Raw genomic sequence first — 20,828 nt, forward strand, 5'->3', positions numbered from 1 at the left:
CGGGCCCGGCGCCGGCGCGTCGGCGCTCAGAGGTCCTTCTCGTACCAGGCCACGTCCCAGTAGCGATCGAACTTCCGGCCCACCTCCCGGTAGGTGCCCACGTGCCGGAACCCGAAGCGTTCGTGCAGCCGCGCGGACGCTTCGTTGGGCTGCGCGATGCCCGCGTACGCGCGGTGCAGGTCCTCGCCCGCCAGCGCCTCGAAGAGCGCCTTGTAGAGCAGCGTGCCGATGCCGCGCCGGCCGGCGTCCGGAGCGACGTAGACCGACACCTCCACCGAGGTGGAGTAGGCCGCCTTGGGGCGGTAGGGGCTGGATGTGGCGTAACCCAGGATCGCCTGTGAGACGCCGTGGATGTCCTGTGAGTCCGTTTCCGTGGCAACCATCAGGCGGTACGGCCCGTCTTCAGGGTGGGAGAGCAGCCAAGGACGTCGCTCTTCCGGACTGAAGACCGCGGTGTCGAATGTGATGGGCGTCTCACGTACGTAGTGGTTGTAGAGGCTGGTGAGGGCTTCGAGGTCATCCTCGATTCCCGGCCTGACCTGCACCTCTGTACGTTCCGACGACATCGGTCCTCCTCGCGTGGTCGGACAGGGTACTGCAAGATCATCAAAATCGAGGTGCGGGTTGGGAATTCTGTCCTGATTCCAGTCGTTGTTTCCATCAGATGCCGGGCACACGAGGAGAGTCGCAAGTTCCGAGAGTGACCGGGCGTCTGAAGGGCCACCCGCCGAACCTCCATCGCAAGGGAGCACGCATGGCAACCCGTGCCGTCGCCCGCCGCAAGTCCGCCACCGGCGAGACGAGCGGCGCGGCCCGCAGTGTTCGCGCCCATGGCGGCGAGATCGCCGACCGCGACCTGGTCGGCATGTATCTCGACGAGATCGCGCGCACACCCCTGCTCGACGCCGCGAAGGAAGTCGAGCTGTCCCAGATCATCGAGGCCGGCGTGTTCGCGCAACAGGTCCTCGACGGCGAGGAGGAGTCCAGGGCGGACGCCTCCCGCGAGGAGTTCGAGGCTCTGGTCGCGGAAAGCGAGCGGGCCAAGGACGTATTCATCCGTTCCAACCTCCGCCTGGTGGTCGCGGTCGCCCGCCGCTACCCCCGTAGCGGGCTTCCCCTCCTCGACCTCATCCAGGAGGGCAACGCGGGCCTGGTGCGCGCGGTCGAGAAGTTCGACTACCGCAAGGGCTTCAAGTTCTCCACGTACGCGACCTGGTGGATCCGTCAGGCCATCACCCGGTCGATAGCGGACCAGTCGCGCACGATCAGGCTGCCCGTCCACCTGGTGGAGGAACTCGGCCGCATCCGCCGCGTACAGCGCGAGTTCAACCGGGAGAACGGCCGTGACCCGGAGCCCGCAGAGATCGCCGCGGAGCTCGGCTCCACACCGGAGCGCGTCACCGACGTCCTGGACTGGGCCCGTGACCCGGTCTCGCTGAACATGTCGGTCGACGACCAGGGCGAGACACAGTTCGGCGACCTGCTGGAGGACACTTCCGCGGTCTCGCCCGAGCAGTCCGTCCTCACCCTGCTGCGCAGCGAGGAACTGGACGGTCTGATCGACCGTCTCGACCCGCGCACCGCCTCCATCATCAAGATGCGCTACGGCATCGACGACGGCCGCGAGCGCACTCTGACCGAGGTCGGCAAGGAGCACGGCCTGACGAGGGAGCGCATTCGTCAGATCGAGAAGCACGCCCTGCTGGAACTGAAGAAGCTGGCCCGCGACACGGGCTTCGAGGCGGCGGCGTAGCGGGGCGTCGGCCCCCGACCCTGACGGGAGTTGCCGTGCAGGGCGGGCGCACCGGGTGTGCGGCACTCCGCGGCACCGTGGATCTGTACGGCGGGGGTGGCCGGCGCGGGCACTCCGCCGGGGCGGTGCGGCGTGGTGCCGGTCCGGCGGCTGTGACGTCTTCCGGACGGACGGCGGCGCGGGCGCCGGCCGATTCGGGTTGGCTCGCCTGGCCCGCGACGTGGGCGGAGGACGCGCGGAGGCCGGTTCGCATCGGTCGCGCACGGCCGGCCGACCGTTGCGGGCCGGCTGCGGGCGTGCTGTGGTGTGGGGTTTTCCGCCCGCGTGCGCCGGGCGGGCGGGGACCGCGCAAACATGGCGCGGGAACGCCGCTTCAATCGACGGAAGCGGGGAAAAAGACTTCTGAGCACGGGAGTTCAGGCCGACCGGACCCTGCAGCTCTTTCCGAGATCTTCGCACCACGCGAGTGAGCCACGTCCCGACGCACATCCCCCCGGTGCCGGGACTGTCCAGAGCCGGGCTTCGGCGCCTCTCCCCCCAGGCGCCGGAGCCCGGCCCCTTTTCGACGCGCGGGTTAGCCGGTGCACACGCCCGGCCTTCGACCGCGCCGCACGCGAGCACGCCGAGAGGCGGGGCACCCCGTACCTGAACCACGGGGTGGCCCGCCCGAATGGCAGATTGTGCCACATGGGCATAGCCTGCCGACGTGATCAGCTCGACCCCCTCCGCCGGTTCGGCTTCGCTGACCGAGCGGCGCAAAGCGGCGACCCGAATGGAGATCGCCCGGGCGGCGGCCGCCCTCTTCGCCAGTCGGGGCCTGAAGGCGACCCGCGCCGAGGACATCGCCCAGGCCGCGGGCATCGCCCCGCGGACGTTCTACCGGTACTTCGCGACGAAGGAGGAGGCGGTCGCCCCTCTCTACTCGGCGGGCGCCGAGCGCTGGGCGGAGGCGCTGCGCGAGGCCCCGGCCGAACTGCCGGTTCCGCAGGCTCTCGAACACGCCGTGCAGCACACCCTCGTCACCGGCCGCGGAGTCTCGGCGGCCTCCTGGGAATGGGTGCGCACGCTGATCCGGCTAGCCGGCGCGAGCCCCGCCCTCGGGAAGGTGTGGGCGGAGGTCTGCCACACCTCCGAGACCACGATCGCCGAGGTGCTGGCGGAACGGGCGGCGGCCACCGGGCGCAGGACGTCCTCCCCGACGGCCGCACCCTCTGCCGCCGCCAGAACCGCCGACGCTCCCGCCGCGCCCGGCACTTCGGACGGGGCCGGTGCCTCTGGCGGGCCGGGTACTTCGGGTGGGACCGGCGCTTCGGAGTGGCTCGGCAATTCGGGCGGGGCGGACGCTTCGGACGGACTCGGTGCCGCGGATGGGGTCGACGCCGTAGAGGGGACCGCTGTCGCAGACGTCGCCGCCGACTTGATCGAGGGCCCTGACGTGCCCGGCGCCCCCGTCCCCGGCACATCTCCCGGCGCCCCCGTCCCCGGCACGTCTCCCGGCGCCCCCGTCCGCGGCGCGTCTCCTGCCTCCCCCCGCCAACGCTTCACGGCCGCGGTGGCCACAGCCGCCGTCCGGGTCGCGGTGGAGAGCTGGGCGGCGACCGACGCAGCGCCGACCGGTTCGCAGGGCCCGGCCGAGCTGGCGCTGCACAACCTGCGGGCTCTGCACGGGTTCGGGTGGGAAACGACACCGGCGAAGCGAATGTGACGCGGGGCACCCCCGGCCCGGATCACCGTCTGTGGCCCGGATCACCGTCCCCGGCTCGGGCGGCCGTGGGCCGTGTCCGGGGCTGCCGCTTCCGCGTCGTTCGGCGACCCGGTTTCTGCCGCCCGGCCCAGGCGTCCGCTCAACTCCCTTGCGCAGTCCACCAGTTCCTGCGGCTCCCGGACCGAGAACTCGTACCCCAGCATGGCGAACCGGACCACCACCCACTCCACCGGATCGCTCGTGGTCCCCCGCAGCCGGCATCGGCGCGCACCGCCGTCCGGCCCGCCGTCCTCCCCGTCTTCCGGCTCGGGCGGGTCCGCCGTGACCGACGCGCTCAGCCAGGACGGCAGCCGGGACGCCACCAGCTCGGCGGGTGCGTCGAAGGTGACGTCGTACGCGTACTCGTCCAGGTCGGGGCGTTGTTGGATGGACCGCCGCAGGTATTCCGCCGCACTGCCCGTCGGCATTTCGCGCGGCGCGAAGCGGGAGCCGGTCGCGAAGGGGTCCCGGACCCGGTCGACACGGAAGGTCCGCCAGTCCTCGCGGTCGAGGTCGTACGCCACGAGGTACCAGCGCCGGCCCGTCGACACCAGCCGGTAGGGCTCGGTCAGCCGCCGCGACTCCGTGCCGTCCTTCGCGCGGTAGGCGAACCGCAGCCGCTCGTGCCCGGCGACCGTCGAGGCCATGACGGTCAGCGTCTCGGGTGCGATGCTCGCGCCGTCCCCGCTGGTCAACGGTGTGGTCGCGGCCTGGAGGGTGGAGACGCGGTGGCGCAGTCTGGCCGGCAGCACCTGTTCCAGTTTGGCGAGGGCCCGTACGGAGGCCTCGTCGACGCCCTCCAGCGCGTGCCCCGCGCCGGCCCGCAGGCCGACGGCGATCGCCACGGCCTCCTCGTCGTCGAGCACGAGCGGCGGCATCGCTTTACCCGCGACCAGCCGGTATCCGCCGTCCGAGCCCTTGCTGGCCTCGACGGGATACCCGATTTCGCGCAGCCGGTCGATGTCCCGCCGGACCGTGCGTCGGGAGACCCCGAGGCGGTCCGCGAGCTCGCCGCCGGGCCATTCACGGGGTGTCTGGAGGATGGAGAGGAGTTGCAGCAGCCGAGCCGGAGTGTCCGTCGTCATGCTTCGAGAATGCCGCACCACTAGGACATGATCTGACCTATTGCGGTCCTACAGTCACACCATGAACGACACGGACACCTCCACCGGGAACGAGAACGAGGCCGCGCCCGTCGCTCGGGCCACCGACACAGGAACCGCCGCCACGGCATCGGGCTCGCCGGGCGACCGCCGCCGCTGGTTCGCGCTCGCGATCGTGATGACCGCGGCTTTCATGGACCTCGTCGACGTCACCATCGTCAACATCGCGATCCCCTCCATCCGGGAGGACGCGGGCGCGTCCTGGAGCCAGATCCAGTGGATCACCGCCGGTTACGCGCTCGCCTTCGCTGCCGGGCTCATCACGGGCGGCCGGCTCGGCGACATCCACGGCCGCAAGCGGCTGTTCCTCATCGGCATCGGCGGCTTCACCCTCGCCAGCGCGCTGTGCGGCTTCGCGGTGAACCCGGACATGCTGGTCGCCTCCCGCATCCTGCAGGGCGGCATGGCGGCGATGATGGTCCCGCAGGTGCTGTCGATCGTGCACGCCACCTTCCCGGCGCACGAGCGGGGGAAGGTGTTCGGGCTCTTCGGCGCGATCGTGGGGCTGGGAGCCGTCTCCGGTCCGCTGCTCGGCGCGCTGCTGACGGAGTGGAACCTGTTCGGGTTGGAGTGGCGGCCGATCTTCCTGATCAACCTGCCGGTCGGCATCGCGGGACTGATCCTCGGCAGCCGGTTCATCACGGAGTCCAAGGCCCCGAAGGCGCTGAAGCTGGACCTGGTGGGCGTCGTCCTGGTGACCCTCGGTCTGCTCATGCTCCTGTACCCGCTCACCCGCGGCCGTGAGCTGGGCTGGCCGGTGTGGGGGTTCGTCTCGATGGCGGGCGCGCTGGGAGTCTTCGCCGCGCTGGTCGCCTACGAGCGGCGCAAGGGCGCACGGGACGGCTCGCCGCTGATCGAGCTCTCCCTCTTCCGCGTGCGGAGCTTCGCGGCGGGCGTCGCCGTGCAGACCGTCTTCGGGATCGGCCTCGGCGTCTTCTTCCTGGTGTGGACGCTGTACATGCAGACCGGCCTCGGCTGGAGCCCGCTGAAGGCGGGGCTGACCGGTGTCCCGTTCTCGATCGCGGTGTCGGCGGCCGCCGGGATGTCCGTACAGCAGCTGACTCCGCGCTTCGGACGCAAGGTGCTTCAGGCGGGCGCCCTGACGATGACCGTCGGCGTGCTCCTCTACATCTGGGAATCCGAGCGTTACGGCCTCGGCATCGCACCCTGGCAGATGGCGCTGCCGCTGGTCGTGATGGGCGCGGGCATGGGCCTGATCTTCGCCCCGCTGACCGACGCGGTGCTGTCGGAGGTGCCGCGCGAGCACGCCGGCTCGGCGTCCGGACTCATCAACACCGTGCAGCAGATGGGCAATGCGCTCGGTCTGGGACTCGTCGCGGTGGTCTTCTTCGGCGAGATCGGCGACCGGCTGACCCCGGCCGAGGTCGGCCCCACCTTCGTCAACGCCTTCCAGCACGCGCTGGGCTGGGTGGCGCTGGTGATGTTCGGGATCTTCCTGCTGATGTTCGCTCTGCCGAAGCGGTCGGCGCAGCACCTGGAGGGCTTCGAGGACATCCCGGAGGCGGGCTCCTCCGAGGAGCCGGAGCGGGAGAAGGAGCGCGAGTTCGCCGGCTGAGCATGAGCAGTCCGTGGTCTGATCCCGGGGCCGATCCACGGCTCGTCGGCCGAGCCCGAATCGCGGGTGAACCCGGGTTCGCAGGCCGAGCCGCTGATCGCGTACCCGGCGAGGGGCCCGTCACCGCAACGGTGACGGGCCCCTCGCCGCGTCGGTGACCCTCGCGGGATCGGAACGACATCGAAGGACGGCCATGCCCGTTCATGCCCGTTCATGCCCGAACTTGTTTACTTCTTGGAAATCCGGGCGTAGTCTCCGGGGCGAAACCACAAGTTCGGGCACAAAGTGCGGTAGTGGTGGGAGGGGAGCGGACATGTACGCACCGGAGCGGCAGCAGGAGATCCTGCGGCTCGCCCGCGACGCCGGCCGGGTGGACGTCCTGTCGCTCGCCGAGGAGTTCCAGGTCACCGCGGAGACGATCCGCCGCGACCTGAAGGCCCTCGACCGCGCCGGCCTGGTGCGCCGCGTCCACGGCGGCGCCATACCGGTCGGACGCCTCGACTTCGAGCCGGACCTCGCCGAACGCGAGGGAACCTCGATCGACGAGAAGGACCGTATCGCCAGGGCGGCCCTCGCCGAACTGCCCGCCGAGGGCACGATGATCCTCGACGCCGGCACGACGGTGGCCCGTCTGGCCGCGGCCCTGCCGCTGGAGGCCGAGCTCACCGTCGTCACCCACAGCCTGCCCATCGCGGCCCGTCTTGCGGACCACCCCGGGATGCAGCTCCACCTCGTCGGCGGGCGCGTACGGCACCGCACGCGCGCCGCCGTGGACGCCTGGGCGCTGCGCGCGTACGGCGAGATCCGCGCCGACGTCCTGTTCGTCGCAGCCAACGGCTTCTCCGCCGAGCACGGCCTGACCACACCCGACCTCGCCGAGGCCGCGGTGAAGAGGGCAGCCGTCGCGGCCGCACGACGCGTGGTGCTGCTCGCCGACTCCTCCAAGCACGGCCAGGAACACTTCGCCCGCTTCGGCGACCTGAGCGACGTGGACCTGCTGATCACCGACAGCGGGCTCAGCGACGACGACACGGCCGCCGTCGAGCGCGGCGGCACGGAAGTGATACGAGCATGAGCGGCACCAGTGGCGCCAACGGCAGGAATGACGCAGGCGGCGTCAGGGGAGCCAACGGCGGGAACGGTGCCGCCGTGGACGGTGCGGGCGTGATCCTCACTGTCACCCCCAACCCCTCCCTCGACCGTACCTACGAGGTTCCCGCTCTGGACCGTGGCGAGGTCATCCGCGCCACCGGTGAGCGGATGGACCCGGGCGGCAAGGGCGTGAACGTGTCGCGCGCGGTCGCCGCCACCGGGCGGCGCACGGTCGCCGTGCTGCCCCTGGGCGGCGCACCGGGCGCGCTCGTCGCCGAACTGCTCGACGCGCAGGGCATCGAGGTCGCGCCGGTCCCGGTCGCCGGAGCCACCCGCTCGAACATCGCCCTCGCCGAGTCGGACGGCGTCCTGACGAAGATCAACGCGCCCGGTCCGGAGCTGTCCGCCGAGGAACAGGAACGGCTCCTGGAGACGGTGCGCGAGCAGTCGCGCGGCGCGGACTGGATCGCCTGCTGCGGAAGCCTGCCCCGCGGGCTCACGCCCTCCTGGTACGCCGAGGTGGTCGCCCGTGCGCACGCCGGAGGCGCGCGCATCGCGCTGGACACCTCGGGGCGTGCGCTGCTCGAGGCGCTGCGCGAGCGGCCCGATGTCGTCAAGCCGAACGCCGAGGAGCTCGCGGAGGCCGTCGGACGCCCCCTCGCGACAGTCGGCGACGCGGTGAAGGCCGCCGAGGAACTGCGCGCAATGGGCGCCCGCGCCGTACTCGCCAGCCTGGGCGCCGACGGGCAGCTGCTCGTGGAGGACACCGGCACCTGGTTCGCGAGCGCCCGCGTGGACGTCGTACGCAGCAACGTCGGAGCGGGCGACTCCTCCCTCGCCGGCTTCCTCGTCGCCGGCGGCAGCGGCCCGGCGGCGCTCGCCTCCGCCGTCGCACACGGCGCGGCCGCCGTCCAGCTGCCCGGCAGCGTGATGCCGACCCCGTCCGACCTGGACCCGGCGGCGGTGAGGGTCACGGCACAGGTGCCGGTGGACCGTCGTCTCGAGGAGCCGGTCTCATGACGACCCACGCGCTTCCCTCGGCGCTCGGCGGACCGGCCCGTGAACGGCGAGACGTCCCGTCACCCGCCGCCCCCTACGGACGGCAGGGCGTCCTGAGCCGCCGTGCCGACCAGGGGAAGCAGGACCCGAGCCCTCCTGCGACCCCCCGGAGGCGGGGCTTCCCCGGCCCCGCCTCCGACCTTCCCGGACCGCCCGACGCAGTTCACCGAACCCCCGTCCCGGCCCGCCTCCCCGTCCCCTCTCCCGCCCACCACACCACGCCCCGCGCGATACGCGTGCGAAGGAGCCCGCGATGAGCGACATGATCACCGCGGATCTGGTCGATCTCGACCTGTCCGCCGAAACGAAGGAAGCGGCGGCGCGGTCCCTCGCCGAGCGCATGGTGGCCCTCGGCCGGGTGACCGACCTCGAGGGCTTCCTCGCCGACGTGGCCGCCCGCGAGGCCCAGATGCCGACCGGTCTCGACGGCGGCATCGGCATCCCGCACTGCCGCAGCGCCCACGTCACCGAGCCGACCCTCGCCTTCGGCCGCAGCGCGGAGGGCGTCGACTTCGGCGCCGCGGACGGCCCCGCCGACCTGATCTTCCTCATCGCCGCCCCCGCCGGCGCCGACGACGCCCACCTGACGATCCTGTCGTCCCTGGCCCGCCAGCTGATGAACGCCGAGTTCACCGACGCGTTGCGCGCGGCGGGCGACCCGGCGGGCGCGGCGGCGCTGATCCGCGGCGAGCATGCCCCGGCGGCCACGCCGCCAGAGACCTCCGAGACGGCGCACACCTCCACGGCTCCTGAGGCCCCCGCAGCCGAGGCCGCGGACACCCCCGCAGGCGAGGCCGCGGACGCCCCCACCGCCGAGGCCGCACCCGAAGGCGCCTCCGCAGACTCCGTGCCGGCGTCGGCGGCGGCCTCCGCCGACGCCGGCACGGCTCCCGCCGCCGACCCGGCCGCCCCCGCTCCGGCGAGCGGCCGCCCCTTCCGGATCGTCGCCGTCACCTCCTGCCCCACCGGCATCGCCCACACCTACATGGCGGCGGAGTCCCTGGAGAACGCGGGACGGGAGGCGGGCGTCGACCTGGTCGTGGAGACGCAGGGCTCGGCCGGGTTCACCCGGCTCGACCCGGCGGTCATCGCCGACGCGGACGGCGTGATCTTCGCCCACGACGTGCCCGTACGGGAGAAGGAACGGTTCGCCGGCAAGCCGACCGTCGATGTCGGCGTGAAGGCCGGCATCAACAAGCCCGCCCAGCTGATCGCCGACGTGCGCGGCAAAGCCGAGCGCGGCGAGGTCACGGCGAGCGCCCGGGGCGGCGGCACGCCCGTCGAGCGGGCCGGTGAGTCCGGCGACGGCTACGGCACCAAGCTCCGCAAGTGGCTGATGACGGGCGTCAGTTACATGGTCCCGTTCGTCGCCGCGGGCGGTCTGCTGATCGCTCTGGGCTTCGCGATCGGCGGCTGGGAGATCAACAAGGCGCCCTCGGTCATGGAGCATTTCTCCTGGACCCAGGTCGACAGCTGGGGCGCCCTGCTGTTCCAGACCGGCGGGGTCGCCTTCGGCTTCCTCATCCCGGTTCTCGCCGGCTACATCGCCTACGGCATGGCCGACCGCCCCGGACTCGTCCCCGGCTTCGTCGGCGGAATGATCGCCTCCAACATCGCGGCCGGCTTCCTCGGCGGCCTGGTCGCCGGTCTGCTGGCGGGCGGTGTCGTCCTCGCGATCCAGCGCGTCAGGATTCCGCCGGTGCTGCGCGGCATCATGCCGGTGGTGGTGCTCCCGCTGATCTCCTCGCTGGTCGTCGGCTTCCTGATGTTCGTGGTCGTGGGCAAGCCCATCGCCGAGGCGCAGAAGGGCATGACGGACTGGCTGGCCGGTCTGTCCGGCGCCAACGCCGTCCTGCTGGGCGTGCTGCTCGGCCTGATGATGTGCTTCGACCTCGGCGGCCCGGTCAACAAGGTCGCGTACGCCTTCGCCACGGCCGGCATCGCCGTCCAGGACCCCAGCGACTCGGCGATGAAGGTCATGGCCGCCGTGATGGCGGCGGGCATGGTCCCGCCGCTGGGCATGGCGCTCGCGACCGTCGTCCGCAAGAAGCTCTTCACCCCGACCGAACGCGAGAACGGCAAGGCCGCCTGGGTGCTGGGCGCGTCCTTCATCTCCGAGGGCGCGATCCCGTTCGCCGCCGCCGACCCGCTGCGCGTCATCCCCGCCTCGATGGCGGGCGGCGCGGTCACCGGCGCCCTGTCGATGGCCTTCGGCGCCACCCTGCGCGCCCCGCACGGCGGCATCTTCGTGGTTCCGCTGATCGGCAGCCCGTTCCTGTACCTGCTCGCCGTCGCGGCGGGCGTGTGCGTGACGACGGCCGTGGTCGTCGTCCTCAAGGGCCTGCGCAAGCCGCTCGCCGGTGCGGGGGCGACGGAACCCGGTACGACGGAAGAGGCCGCGGCCACGCCAGGACCGAAGCACCCGGTGGCCGCCTGACCGCTGCCGAGCCCCCGGGCCCCGGGCCTGCGGTCCCGGCCCCGGGCCTGCGGCCTCCTGCACTGCCGTTTCCGCGAGGGGCGACCGCGGATATCCGCCGTTGTGCGTGACCTGCGAGATTCGTCACGGTCCGGGGCCGAAGTCCCGGGCCGTGGTGTGTACTGGCGGTATGCCCGTGCATCTCACGCCCGCACAGTTGACGGCCCTGACCGTTCTCGCCGCGGCGTCCGTCGTCTGGCTGCTCGTCCTGACCCGGGTCCTGCGCCGTATGCGGGCACGCGCCGCGGCTCACGCGGCCCTGCGCGCCGTTCCGGGCATCCCCGCCCTTCCCGCTCTTCCCGTCCTTGGAGGGCGGGAACGGACCGGACCCCACCGGGAGACCGTCGAACTGACCGTGGCGGAGGAGGACGCGTTCGCGGGCCTCGTGCGCCGGCTCGGCGACGGACGCTGATCCCCCGCCGGACGCTCCCGCTCCCTCTCCTCAGGAGACCTGGGCCGCCCGGCGCTCCATCGCGTCGCGTGCCGCGTCCTCCGACGCGTACACCTCGCACATGTGACGACCGTCGGGCGTGGCCGTGTGCTCGACCTCCCACAGGGAGATCTCCCGGCCGTCGCGCAGCAGGAAGGCGTGCTCGTAGAGCGAGTAGCCGAGGCCGATCCGGCCCGCGCGGCAAGGACGTCCGAAAGCCTGGGTGATCTGGTGCGCGAACGCCGACTTCAGCAGCGCGGTCGTGTCCGTGTCGGGCTGATCGGGGTTCTCCGCACGGCGCAGCAGCCTGCGCGCGTGGTCCGCCGAGTCGTCCGGTACGTACGTGTGCCGGGGCGCGGGCACCGGCGACAGCTGTACCAGTACCGGCAGTTCGAAGTCCGGCGTGTCCGACGGCAGGGGCAGCCGGGCGGTGGCGGCGCGCAGCTCCTCCTCGTCGACGTACACCTCGTGCTGCGGCTCGCTGCCCGGCGCGGTGTTGTGCACCAGCTCCCACAGCGTGAGCGCGCAGCCGTCGGCCAGCAGCCAGGTGTGCCGGTAGGTCTCCCGGTGCAGGCCCGCGCTGTGGTGCGCCGAGTGCAGGGAACTGTCGTGGGCCAGCGCGCAGTCGAGCCGGCGCAGGGCCTCGTCGGGCAGTTCGAAGGAGTTCAGGGCGCGACCCAGCAGTCGCGCGAGGTGCTCCTCCGGAGACTCGGGCGACTCGGCTGGTTCGTACGCTGTGGTCTCGTACGGAACGCTCAAGGTTTCTCCCGGCGTTGCTGCATGTCACCTTGTGGGTGCATACCGTAGCCCCTCGGTCGGACATCATGTCCGGGAACCGAGAAAACGTACGTCGAGGAAAACGCTCGGGCCGCGCGATCGGTTCCCGCACGGCCCGACGGACCCTCAAAAACCGCCGGTCATACGGTCAGATTGCGCTGCCGGCCGTCCACTCGGCCCACGACAGGTTCCACCCGTTGAGCCCGTTGTCCGGGGCCACCGTCTTGTCGGGGGAGTTCTTGACGACCACCACGTCACCGATCAACGACTGGTCGTAGAACCATTTGGCGGGCGTGTCGCCCCGCGCGCCCTGCACGTCGGCGAGCCCCACGCACCCGTGGCTGGTGCCGGTGCGGCCGAAGGGCGGATTGCCCTTCCTGTACCAGTAGTTGCCGTGGAGGAACGTCCCGGACGCGGTCAGCCGCATGGCGTGCGGTACGTCCGGGATGTCGTACTCGGAGCCCAGGTCGACCGTCCGGCTGTTCATACGCGTCTGCGTGAACTTCTCGGAGATCACCATGCGGCCGTTGTACGTGGTGTGCTCGGCGTCGCCCGACGAGATCGGGATCGCCTTCAGCGTCCGGCCGTCCCGCACGACCGTCATGGTCTGCGTGTTCACGTCGACCGTGGAGACCTGTGAACGCCCGACCGTGAAGGTGACAGTCTTCTTCTGCACGCCGTGGAGACCGTTCGCGCCCTCCACCCCGTCCAGGTCGATCTTCATCGTGACCTTGGAGCCGGCCTTCCAATACTCCTCGGGCCGGAAGTCCAGCCGCTGCGCTCCGAACCAGTGCCCCACCACCTGCTGTCCGCTGCTGGAGGTGACCGTGATGTGCGACTGCACGGTTTTCCGGTCGCCGATGGCCTTGTCGAAGGTGAACGACACCGGCATCCCCACGCCCACCGTCGTGCCGTTGTCCGGTGTGTACGTGCCGATGAAGCTGTCGGCCGAAGAGACTGTGGTGAAAGTGGAGTTGGCGGCGGCCGTCCTGCCACTCGGGTCCTTCGCGGCCGCCGATATCCGGTACTTCGTCCCGCGCTCCAGCTGTTCCTTCGGCTTCCAGTTGCCGCCGTCCGCCGACAGGACGCCCTCGACGGCCTGCCCTGACCCGGCCACCGTCATCCGCACCTCGGTGAGTCTGCCCTCGCTGACCTTCACCCCGGTCGTGTTGATCGACGCGCCCGTCGAGCCGTCCTTCGCCGAGATGACGATCTTCGCGGTGGACGTCCTGACGGCGCTCGCGCCGTCCTTGCCACCCTTGGCGTCGTCGTCCTCGGCACTGGCGCTGCCCCCGCAGGCGGTCAGGGTCAGGGCGCCGACGATCAGGGCCGCACAGGCTCCCACTGCGCGCCGCGCTGCTTTGTCCGCCGTTGTCACGGGCTGCTCCAACTTCGTGCGAGGTGAGTGATCCGCTCCGGTATCCGATCCGTTATCCGATCCGGTACGTGGACAAGGAGGGAGCCGGTGGCCCACGGGGTTCCCTCCGGTCCCGGTTGGCACCGTCGCGTGACAGAACCCGGACAATGGCCCTCGGAGCGCCCGTCGCGGCGACCATCACCCGTCCCGGAGCGCCCGTCAGCGGTGACAACCGCTTGTGGGCGAGCGCCCGTTGTCGGCCTGTCGGCCTGCGTACCGCTTCGCGGGCGACGGCCGTGTCCGGCCCGGGGACGACCGCCCTTCCCGGCGCACGCTCACGAGCCGTCGGACGACTCCCCGTACAACTCCCCGTACGACGGCCAGGTCCCGCCCGGCACGTCCACCGACTCGGCGGCGCGCACGGCCCGCACGATCGCCCGCGTCACCATGTCCGCGCCCGCCGCGAGCACGTCGTTCAGGGCGAGCGGGTTGCCGGGGTCTAGCGGACGCGTGCCCGTCGCCAGTGTGAAGACCGTGTCGCCGTCATGGAGCAGGTGCACCGGCCGCACGGCGCGCGCGATGCCGTCGTGCGCCGTCCCCGCCAGCTTCTGCGCCTGCGCCTTCGACAGGTCCGCGTCGGTGGCAACCACCGCGAGCGTCGTGTTGAGCGGCGCAGGGGCGTTCCTCGCGGCGCTCTCGGCCAGCCGACGGCGCGCGGCCTCGTGCACCCGCGCCCGAGGGTAGGTCACGCGCCCCTGGAACAGCTCTCCGTACAACACCCCGGTCTCCGGATCCAGCACCGATCCCACGGCGTTGGCCACCACCAGCGCGGCCACTGTGATCCCCGACGCGAGGACGACGCCTGCGGTGCCCACTCCACCCTTCATCGCTCCGACGGCCGCGCCCGTGCCCGCGCCGACGCACCCCTGCGGCACCGGAGCTCCGGGTTCGCAGGCGGCGGCGGCCTCCACGGCCGCCCGGCCGGTGGCCGCGTCCGGCCGGGCCCGGAAGTCGCCGCCCCGACCCAGGTCGAAGACGCAGGCTGCCGGGACCACCGGCACGACGTGCCGCGGGTCCGGGCCGACGGGGATCCCGCGGCCCTGCTCCTCCAGCCAGGCCATCACACCGGACGCCGCGTCCAGCCCGTAGGCGCTGCCGCCGGTCAGCACGATCGCCTCGACCCGCTGGACCAGGTTGCGTGGATCGAGGGCGTCGGTCTCCTTGGTGCCGGGACCGCCGCCGCGTACGTCGACGGCGGCCACGGCACCGCCTTCCGGCGCGAGGACGACCGTGGCTCCGGTCAGCCAACCGTCGCCCGTCCGCGTGGCGTGCCCCACCCGCAGGCCGGCGACATCCGTCAGAGCGTCAACTGTCATGGTGGCAGTCTCGCCCAGCACGCCGGTCTCCCGGCTGCACTCAGCCCTCCCGGCTCTCCGGCGCTTCCAGGCTCGTTCCCGCCGCAGCGCCCTTCCCCGCCTCCGCGTCCTTCCCGGCCTTCGCGCCCTTCCCGGCCTTCGCGTCCTTCCCGGCCTTCGCGCCCTCTCTCGCCTCCGCGTCCTTCCCCGCCGCCCGGTACTCCCGTGCCGACGTGTGCGCCGTCAGTGTCGTCCCGGCCGCGACCGCCAGTGCCGTCACCAGGCCCGCCGCCGGAACCGCCCACTCGCCCAGGAAGGTGCAGCAGATCACCAGCAACGCGGTGACCGGCAGCACCGACTGCTGGGCGGTGCCCACCTTGAAGTGCCGTGCGTGCAAGGCCCAGACCGTCGCCAGGAACAGTGCCGTCGGCAGCGTCACCGCAGCCGACGCGGCCGTCGTCGAGAGGTGGGCCTCGCCGATGGCCTGCTCGACGGCGACCTCCAGACCCGCGCCGATCGCGGCGGCGGAGGCGAAGACGAAGTAGTGCCCGTACCCCCACATGAACGCCTGCCTGCTGGTGCGCAGATGGCCGTGGATGGGCACCACGAAGTAGATCCACCAGGCGGCGAAGACGATCAGCAGCCCGCCCACCGCGATCGGCAGCAGCTCGCCCAACGCGTCGTTCTCGTCGATGCCGGACTTCACCGCGACCGTGGCCGCCGCGATCGTCTCGCCCAGCACGATGATCGTGAACAGCCCGTACCGCTCCGCGATGTGATGCGGATGCCAGGACGTCGGCCGGTCCTTCTCGGCGTAGAGCGGCACGCACACCTCCACCACCGCCATCGCCAGGAACAGCCATGTCCTGCCGCTCTCGGGCAGCATCAGCAGCCCCAGCCAGCCGACCTGGCAGACCAGCACGCCGCCCGCGTACCGCAGCGCGGCCGTCCGCTCCGCGCCCTCCGTCGACAGCGCCACGCGCAGCCACTGGGAGGACATGGCCACGCGCATGATGGCGTAGCCCAGCCAGACGGCCAGGAACTCGTGGTCCTCGAACGCCCGGGACACCCCCGCGGCGAGCACCAGCACTCCGGCGATCTGCACCAGCGTGACGATGCGGAAGAGGACGTCGTCGTTGTCGTAGGCCGAGGCGAACCAGGTGAAGTTCATCCAGGCCCACCAGATGGCGAAGAAGACCATCGCGTAGTTGAGGATTCCCTCGCCAGCGTGGGACTCCGCAACGGAGTGGACCAGTTGGACGCCCGCCTGGGCGACGGCGACCACGAAGCAGAGATCGAAGAAGAGCTCGAGCGGCGAGGCCACCCGATGCGCCTCGTCCCTGCCGCGCGAGGTGAGCCTGCGCACCGGTCTCCTGCGGGCGGGGGTGGGGACAGGTGCGCCGGAGGGGGAGGCCGGCCGAGTCGTACGGGGCGTCATGGGCCCCAGCACAGCAGATAACCGCGGGAAAATCCTCTGCGCGAGCCACCCGCCGTCGGCCGTCGGCAGCCGCGCCGCGGAGTTCGCGTCGGACGGCCCGGCCCGGGCGGGGCCGGTGGGCGGGGCCGTACTCTGGAGGCATGAGCAGCCCCTCCGCCTCCGAGCCGCGCGACCCGAAGACCGCGTTGAACTTCGACGACCCGCTGGACCGGCAGTCCTCGGACGACACCGACCAGGGGTGGGGCGAGCGCCCGGCCGCCGACGGCGACAGCGCCGCGGACCTCAGGCGCTTCCTCGACGAGAAGCCGCCCCACCACATCTGAGGCCGCACAGGCCGTACAGGCCCGGCCGGCCGCAACGGCTGCCGGACGCCCTTCCGCGAGGCCCCCGGCAGCGCCGCCGCTACCGCTGGCTGTGGCCGTTGCCCCGCTGGGCGACCAGGGCGTCGCGGATCTCCTTGAGCACCTCCAGCTCGGTCACCTCGATGATCTCCCGCGTGCCCTCCTTGGCCTTCCTGCGGGCCTCGACCCTCGCCAGGTACTTGGCCATCGGCAGGACCATCAGGAAGTAGACGACCGCCGCGGTGATCACGAACGTGAGGGTCGCGCCGAGGACGGACCCCCACAGGATCCGGACACCGGTCGCGCTGTCTCCCGTCCCGGTGCAGGGCCCCTTGACGCAGGAGTAGTAGCTGTCCAGGTTCTTGGTGCCGACGGTTCCGATGACCGGGTTGATGATCCCCTTCACGACCGAGTTGACGATGTTCGTGAAGGCCGCGCCGATCACCACCGCGACGGCCAGGTCGACGACGTTGCCACGCATCAGGAACGCTTTGAAACCTTGCAGGACGCTTGCCTTCTGTTCGCTCACCTGGGGGACACTCCTCGCATGTGCAGGTTGTGGAACAAACAGCTCCGCAACCTACGTCAACGCTCGACGGGCGTGTCCAGCGAGGTCCCGTTGACGAGACCCCCAAGGGGAGACCTGACGTCACCACAGGGCCACCGAAAGCCGCGCAGCGGCGCTCGCGCCCGCCAGGCGTGCCGCTGTCGACCGGGGCACCGACAGCACGACCAGCGCGCCCGCGTCACTGACCGGCCCGGGACCCCCGGCCGGGGCGTCCAGCGGCTCGGGCACCTTGGTCACGAGTGCTCCACGGGCGATCAGCCGGGCCGTGCCGCCCCGCGCCGTCTGCTCGGCGGCGATGACGTCCACCCGGTCACCGGGGCGCAGCAGCCGGACGGCGGCGGCGTCGGCGATCCGCACCGGGGCCGACACCTTCCGGGCGGCGTGCGCGCCGGGTGAGGGGGCGTGCAGTGCCGACCGCGCGCGGTCGGGCGGGCTTGTGCTGCTCCGTTCCGACGGGTGCCCGCGCACCGGATCACCGATCCGAGGCCCGGCCGCGACCAGCGCGACGGCGGTGACGGCGAGACCGACCGCGAGGGCGCGCCTACGACCTCGGGCCGGCCGGCCCACCGGACCCAGCCGGTACCGCCCGCCGCGAACCCGCACCGGAGGAAAGGGCGGCACCTCCCGGTTGGCGGGCGTCTCCGCACCCGGCGGTCGCGAGGACGCCGGGGACGGGGACGACGTAGGGAACGGTGCCGAAGGGAAGAACGGGCGGCCGGGTGACGGATCCGAGAGGGAGGCCGCGGGACGGACGGGCCTGGCGGGAAGCGGTGCGGAAGGCAGGGGAGCGGAGGGAGGCGTAAGGGACACGACGGGTTCACCACCTGCGACGAGGGACGTGCTTGCACAGCCACGATGGGCCTTCGCGGCGGCCCTCGCCGGAGCCGGTGGACCAGTCACGGATTGTGGACAACTCCCTCACCCGAACGAGGAGTTCCGCCCCCGCGGCCTACACGGCTCCCGCGGCTACGTGGCCCCCCTATACCCCCAGTGCCCCCGCGACCTCCAGGGCTCCCGCGGCCCCCCGCAACCCCCACGCCCCCGGCCTCCGCCGCCCCCCGTCCCCACCCCCGTGGCTACGGCAGCTCGAACCCCGGGTTCATGCCGCCCAGTGCGTTGCCGCACCGGCAGTTGCGGTCCTGCGTCGACGGCAGCGCGGCCACCGCGTCGAACAGCACGCCCCGCAGCCGGTCCACGTTCGCCGCGAACACCCGCAGCACTTCCTCGTGGGAGACGCCCTCGCCGCTCTCGGCGCCCGCGTCCAGATCGGTGACCAGGGTCAACGTGGTGTAGCAGAGCTCGAGTTCACGGGCCAGCGCCGCTTCCGGGTGGCCCGTCATGCCCACCACCGACCAGCCCTGCGCCTGGTGCCACAACGATTCGGCACGGGTGGAGAACCTCGGCCCCTCGATCACGACGAGGGTTCCGGCGTCCACCGGTTCCCACTCGCGGCCGCGTGCCGCCTTGAGCGCCGCGGCCCGTCCGGTGGGGCAGTAGGGGTCGGCCAGCGACACGTGCACCACCTGGGGCACCGTGCCGTCGGGCAGCGGCAGTCCGTCGAAGTAGGTCCCGGTCCGCGACTTGGTGCGGTCGACCAGCTGGTCGGGCACGAGGAGCGTGCCGGGCCCGTACTCGGGGCGCAGGCCGCCCACCGCGCACGGGCCGAGGACCTGACGCACCCCGACCGAGCGCAGCGCCCACAGGTTGGCGCGGTAGTTGATGCGGTGGGGCGGCAGATGGTGGCCGCGTCCGTGCCGGGGCAGGAAGGCGACCCGCCGGCCTGCCACCTCGCCGAGGAAGAGGGAGTCGCTGGGCGGTCCGTAGGGGGTGTCGACCTGGAGTTCGGTCACGTCGTCCAGGAACGAGTAGAGGCCGGATCCCCCGATGACACCGATCTCTGCGTTCGCCTTGTTCGCCATGCGTCGCACCCTAACCGCACGGCGGAACGCCGAGGACCCCGCCGTCGGACGACGACAGGGTCCCGTAAGAAAGGCGAAAGGCGTCCTACGCGGCGGAGCTGCTGCCGGCGGAGGTGCCGCTGCTCGACGACTTGGAGTCCGAGGACGACGACGAGCTCGTGCTCGACGACTTCGCGTCGGAACCGGACGTCGACGACTTCGAGGACGACGACGCCGGCGAGCTGCTCGACGAGGAGCCGCGGCTGTCGTTGCGGTAGAAACCGGAGCCCTTGAAGACGATGCCGACGGCGGAGAACACCTTCTTGAGGCGGCCACCGCAGTTGGGGCACTCGGTCAGGGCATCGTCGGTGAACTTCTGCACCGCCTCGAGGCCCTCGCCGCACTCGGTGCACTGGTACTGATAGGTCGGCACTGTCTTCCTCCTGGCACTCTCACTCAGTGAGTGCTAACGACGGTCTATCTTGACGCATTCCCCGGGTTCAGTCCACTGTCACCGGCACGCGGTGACCGACGCCACGTGCGACGGTGCGTTCGCGGGGGCGCGTCGCCAGCCGCGACCGCAGGGCCAGCAGGGTGATCAGGGCCAGCACCGTGCCGCCCGCCGGGACCAGGAAACCGGAGCCGCCCCAGAGGCGGTCCTCGAGCTGTCCGGCGATCGTGACGGCGGCCGCCTGGCCGAGCGCCACCGCGCCGGTCAGCCAGGTGAACGCCTCCGTGCGGGCGCCGGCCGGGACCAGGCCCTCGACCAGGGTGTAGCCGGTGATCAGCGCGGGCGCGATGCACATGCCGACCAGCAGGCCGAGGCCCGCCAGCACGAGCACCGAGTGCGCCGCCCACAGCCCGGAGGCGACGAGCGCCAGCGCGGCGTAGGCGACGACCAGACGCCGCCGCGGAGCGGCCTTCCAGGCGACGGCGCCGCAGACCAGGCCGGAGAGCATGTTGCCCGCGGCGAAGGTGCCGTAGAGGACGCCGTTGAGGCCGGGTGCGCCGATGGACTCGGTGAACGCGGCCAGCGAGACCTGCATGCCGCCGAAGACGGAGCCGATGCCCAGGAAGGTCACGACCAGCACGCGCACACCGGGGACGCGCAGGGCCGAGGTGTGCTCCACGCGCGCGTGCCCGGCGGGGGCGACCTGGGGCTGCGTGCTCCGCTGCGCGGCGAACAGCAGCCCGCCGAGCAGGGTCAGCGAGGCCTCGGTGAGCAGACCCGCGGCCGGGTGCACGGCGGTGCACAGGGCGGTCGCGAGCAGCGGGCCCAGGACGAAGGTGAGCTCGTCGGTGACGGACTCGAAGGCGGCCGCGGTGGTCATCAGGGGCGAGCCCTTGAGCCGCACACCCCAGCGGGCCCGCACCATGGGGCCGACCTGCGGCACCGAGGCGCCCGTGGGCACGGCCGCCGCGAACACCGCCCACAGCGGCGCGTGGGCGAGGGCGAGGGTGGTGAGCGCCAGGCCCGACACGGTGTGCACGAGGACGCCGGGGACCAGTACGGCGCGCTGCCCGTAACGGTCGGCGAGACGGCCGCTCCAGGGCGCGAACAGCGCCATGGAGACACCGGTGACGGCCGCGGCGGCGCCGGCCGCGCCGTAGGAGCCGGTGGTGTGCTGCACGAGCAGCACGATGGAGAGGGTGAGCATCGCGAACGGCTGGCGGGCGGCGAAGCCGGGCAGCAGGAACGTCCAGGCGCCGCGGGTGCGCAGCAGTTGCCCGTATCCCGGGCGGGCGGAGGCCGACGAGTCGCTCGACGGCTCGGTGGTGACCGTGGATGCCACGGCCCGTG

Annotated in this window: 18 protein-coding genes and 1 pseudogene; 8 read left to right on the plus strand and 11 right to left on the minus strand. The window is 72.1% G+C overall.

Annotation, left to right across the window (positions count from 1 at the left end):
* Positions 1–26 precede the first annotated feature (26 nt).
* On the minus strand, positions 27–566 hold the full coding sequence (locus tag C6376_RS12605; protein WP_107443499.1) for a GNAT family N-acetyltransferase: 540 nt from the start codon (positions 564–566) through the stop codon (positions 27–29).
* 188 nt (positions 567–754) lie between these two features.
* Between C6376_RS12605 and C6376_RS12610 the strand changes: the two genes are divergently transcribed.
* The gene (locus C6376_RS12610; RefSeq protein ID WP_107443500.1) at positions 755–1,753 is read left to right on the plus strand and encodes an RNA polymerase sigma factor RpoD/SigA; all 999 of its coding nucleotides are present in this window, start codon (positions 755–757) and stop codon (positions 1,751–1,753) included.
* A 772-nt stretch (positions 1,754–2,525) separates the two neighbouring features.
* Positions 2,526–2,918 (plus strand): annotated as a pseudogene (locus C6376_RS46385) (TetR family transcriptional regulator); the annotation flags it as partial.
* Positions 2,919–3,499: 581 nt separating this feature from the next.
* On the opposite strand, the gene C6376_RS12625 reads toward C6376_RS46385, so the two are convergent.
* Positions 3,500–4,582, minus strand: a complete 1,083-nt coding sequence (locus C6376_RS12625; RefSeq protein WP_107443501.1) for a YafY family protein — start codon at positions 4,580–4,582, stop codon at positions 3,500–3,502.
* Between the two features lie 61 nt (positions 4,583–4,643).
* On the opposite strand from C6376_RS12625, the gene C6376_RS12630 reads away from it, so the two are divergent.
* The 5 genes from C6376_RS12630 to C6376_RS12650 all read left to right on the plus strand — a co-directional run bounded on the left by C6376_RS12630 (position 4,644) and on the right by C6376_RS12650 (position 11,275).
* Positions 4,644–6,236 carry an MFS transporter gene (locus C6376_RS12630; RefSeq protein ID WP_254075924.1) on the plus strand — a complete coding sequence of 531 codons (1,593 nt, stop codon included), beginning with the start codon at positions 4,644–4,646 and terminating at the stop codon, positions 6,234–6,236.
* A gap of 313 nt (positions 6,237–6,549) precedes the next feature.
* Positions 6,550–7,311, plus strand: a complete 762-nt coding sequence (locus C6376_RS12635) for a DeoR/GlpR family DNA-binding transcription regulator (protein ID WP_107443503.1) — start codon at positions 6,550–6,552, stop codon at positions 7,309–7,311.
* Between the two features lie 89 nt (positions 7,312–7,400).
* Positions 7,401–8,348: a 1-phosphofructokinase gene (pfkB, locus tag C6376_RS12640; RefSeq protein ID WP_107448932.1), complete on the plus strand. Its 948-nt coding sequence runs from the start codon at positions 7,401–7,403 to the stop codon at positions 8,346–8,348.
* A 292-nt stretch (positions 8,349–8,640) separates the two neighbouring features.
* Positions 8,641–10,824, plus strand: a complete 2,184-nt coding sequence (locus tag C6376_RS12645; protein WP_107443504.1) for a fructose-specific PTS transporter subunit EIIC — start codon at positions 8,641–8,643, stop codon at positions 10,822–10,824.
* Positions 10,825–10,993: 169 nt separating this feature from the next.
* Positions 10,994–11,275: a hypothetical protein gene (locus C6376_RS12650; RefSeq protein WP_107443505.1), complete on the plus strand. Its 282-nt coding sequence runs from the start codon at positions 10,994–10,996 to the stop codon at positions 11,273–11,275.
* A gap of 30 nt (positions 11,276–11,305) precedes the next feature.
* On the opposite strand, the gene C6376_RS12655 is transcribed toward C6376_RS12650, so the two are convergent.
* The 4 genes from C6376_RS12655 to C6376_RS12670 all read right to left on the minus strand — a co-directional run bounded on the left by C6376_RS12655 (position 11,306) and on the right by C6376_RS12670 (position 16,220).
* A complete protein-coding gene (locus C6376_RS12655; RefSeq protein WP_107443506.1) occupies positions 11,306–12,052 on the minus strand; it encodes a DUF6227 family protein in 747 nt (248 codons plus the stop codon).
* Positions 12,053–12,218: 166 nt separating this feature from the next.
* Positions 12,219–13,448 (minus strand): Ig-like domain-containing protein, encoded by a 1,230-nt coding sequence (locus tag C6376_RS12660; protein ID WP_107448933.1) that lies wholly within the window; start codon positions 13,446–13,448, stop codon positions 12,219–12,221.
* 314 nt (positions 13,449–13,762) lie between these two features.
* Entirely contained in the window at positions 13,763–14,803 is a 1,041-nt protein-coding gene (locus C6376_RS12665; protein WP_107448934.1) for a P1 family peptidase, read from the minus strand.
* A 40-nt stretch (positions 14,804–14,843) separates the two neighbouring features.
* Positions 14,844–16,220, minus strand: a complete 1,377-nt coding sequence (locus C6376_RS12670; protein WP_107443507.1) for a low temperature requirement protein A — start codon at positions 16,218–16,220, stop codon at positions 14,844–14,846.
* Between the two features lie 140 nt (positions 16,221–16,360).
* Here C6376_RS12670 and C6376_RS12675 point away from each other — a divergent pair, with 140 nt between their 5' ends.
* Positions 16,361–16,543 (plus strand): hypothetical protein, encoded by a 183-nt coding sequence (locus C6376_RS12675; protein WP_107443508.1) that lies wholly within the window; start codon positions 16,361–16,363, stop codon positions 16,541–16,543.
* Positions 16,544–16,622: 79 nt separating this feature from the next.
* On the opposite strand, the gene mscL is transcribed toward C6376_RS12675, so the two are convergent.
* The 5 genes from mscL to C6376_RS12700 all read right to left on the minus strand — a co-directional run bounded on the left by mscL (position 16,623) and on the right by C6376_RS12700 (position 20,820).
* Positions 16,623–17,090, minus strand: a complete 468-nt coding sequence (gene mscL / locus C6376_RS12680; protein ID WP_107443509.1) for a large conductance mechanosensitive channel protein MscL — start codon at positions 17,088–17,090, stop codon at positions 16,623–16,625.
* Between the two features lie 120 nt (positions 17,091–17,210).
* Positions 17,211–18,029 (minus strand): RcpC/CpaB family pilus assembly protein, encoded by an 819-nt coding sequence (locus C6376_RS12685; protein WP_367881044.1) that lies wholly within the window; start codon positions 18,027–18,029, stop codon positions 17,211–17,213.
* Between the two features lie 176 nt (positions 18,030–18,205).
* Positions 18,206–19,048: an S-methyl-5'-thioadenosine phosphorylase gene (locus C6376_RS12690; RefSeq protein WP_107443511.1), complete on the minus strand. Its 843-nt coding sequence runs from the start codon at positions 19,046–19,048 to the stop codon at positions 18,206–18,208.
* A gap of 85 nt (positions 19,049–19,133) precedes the next feature.
* Positions 19,134–19,460: an FmdB family zinc ribbon protein gene (locus C6376_RS12695; protein ID WP_107443512.1), complete on the minus strand. Its 327-nt coding sequence runs from the start codon at positions 19,458–19,460 to the stop codon at positions 19,134–19,136.
* Positions 19,461–19,527: 67 nt separating this feature from the next.
* A complete protein-coding gene (locus tag C6376_RS12700; RefSeq protein ID WP_107443513.1) occupies positions 19,528–20,820 on the minus strand; it encodes an MFS transporter in 1,293 nt (430 codons plus the stop codon).
* Positions 20,821–20,828 lie beyond the last annotated feature (8 nt).

It is taken from the genome of Streptomyces sp. P3, from assembly GCF_003032475.1.
GTDB lineage: Bacteria > Actinomycetota > Actinomycetes > Streptomycetales > Streptomycetaceae > Streptomyces.

Bases quoted from the DNA above. Each gene is read 5' to 3' on its own strand.
- C6376_RS12625 (WP_107443501.1), bottom strand. From the start codon at position 4,582: ATGACGACGGACACTCCGGCTCGGCTGCTGCAACTCCTCTCCATCCTC.
- C6376_RS12675 (WP_107443508.1), top strand. From the start codon at position 16,361: ATGAGCAGCCCCTCCGCCTCCGAGCCGCGCGACCCGAAGACCGCGTTG.
- C6376_RS12670 (WP_107443507.1), bottom strand. From the start codon at position 16,220: ATGACGCCCCGTACGACTCGGCCGGCCTCCCCCTCCGGCGCACCTGTC.
- C6376_RS12635 (WP_107443503.1), top strand. From the start codon at position 6,550: ATGTACGCACCGGAGCGGCAGCAGGAGATCCTGCGGCTCGCCCGCGAC.
- C6376_RS12630 (WP_254075924.1), top strand. From the start codon at position 4,644: ATGAACGACACGGACACCTCCACCGGGAACGAGAACGAGGCCGCGCCC.
- C6376_RS12610 (WP_107443500.1), top strand. From the start codon at position 755: ATGGCAACCCGTGCCGTCGCCCGCCGCAAGTCCGCCACCGGCGAGACG.
- C6376_RS12645 (WP_107443504.1), top strand. From the start codon at position 8,641: ATGAGCGACATGATCACCGCGGATCTGGTCGATCTCGACCTGTCCGCC.
- C6376_RS12665 (WP_107448934.1), bottom strand. From the start codon at position 14,803: ATGACAGTTGACGCTCTGACGGATGTCGCCGGCCTGCGGGTGGGGCAC.
- C6376_RS12690 (WP_107443511.1), bottom strand. From the start codon at position 19,048: ATGGCGAACAAGGCGAACGCAGAGATCGGTGTCATCGGGGGATCCGGC.
- C6376_RS12605 (WP_107443499.1), bottom strand. From the start codon at position 566: ATGTCGTCGGAACGTACAGAGGTGCAGGTCAGGCCGGGAATCGAGGAT.
- C6376_RS12650 (WP_107443505.1), top strand. From the start codon at position 10,994: ATGCCCGTGCATCTCACGCCCGCACAGTTGACGGCCCTGACCGTTCTC.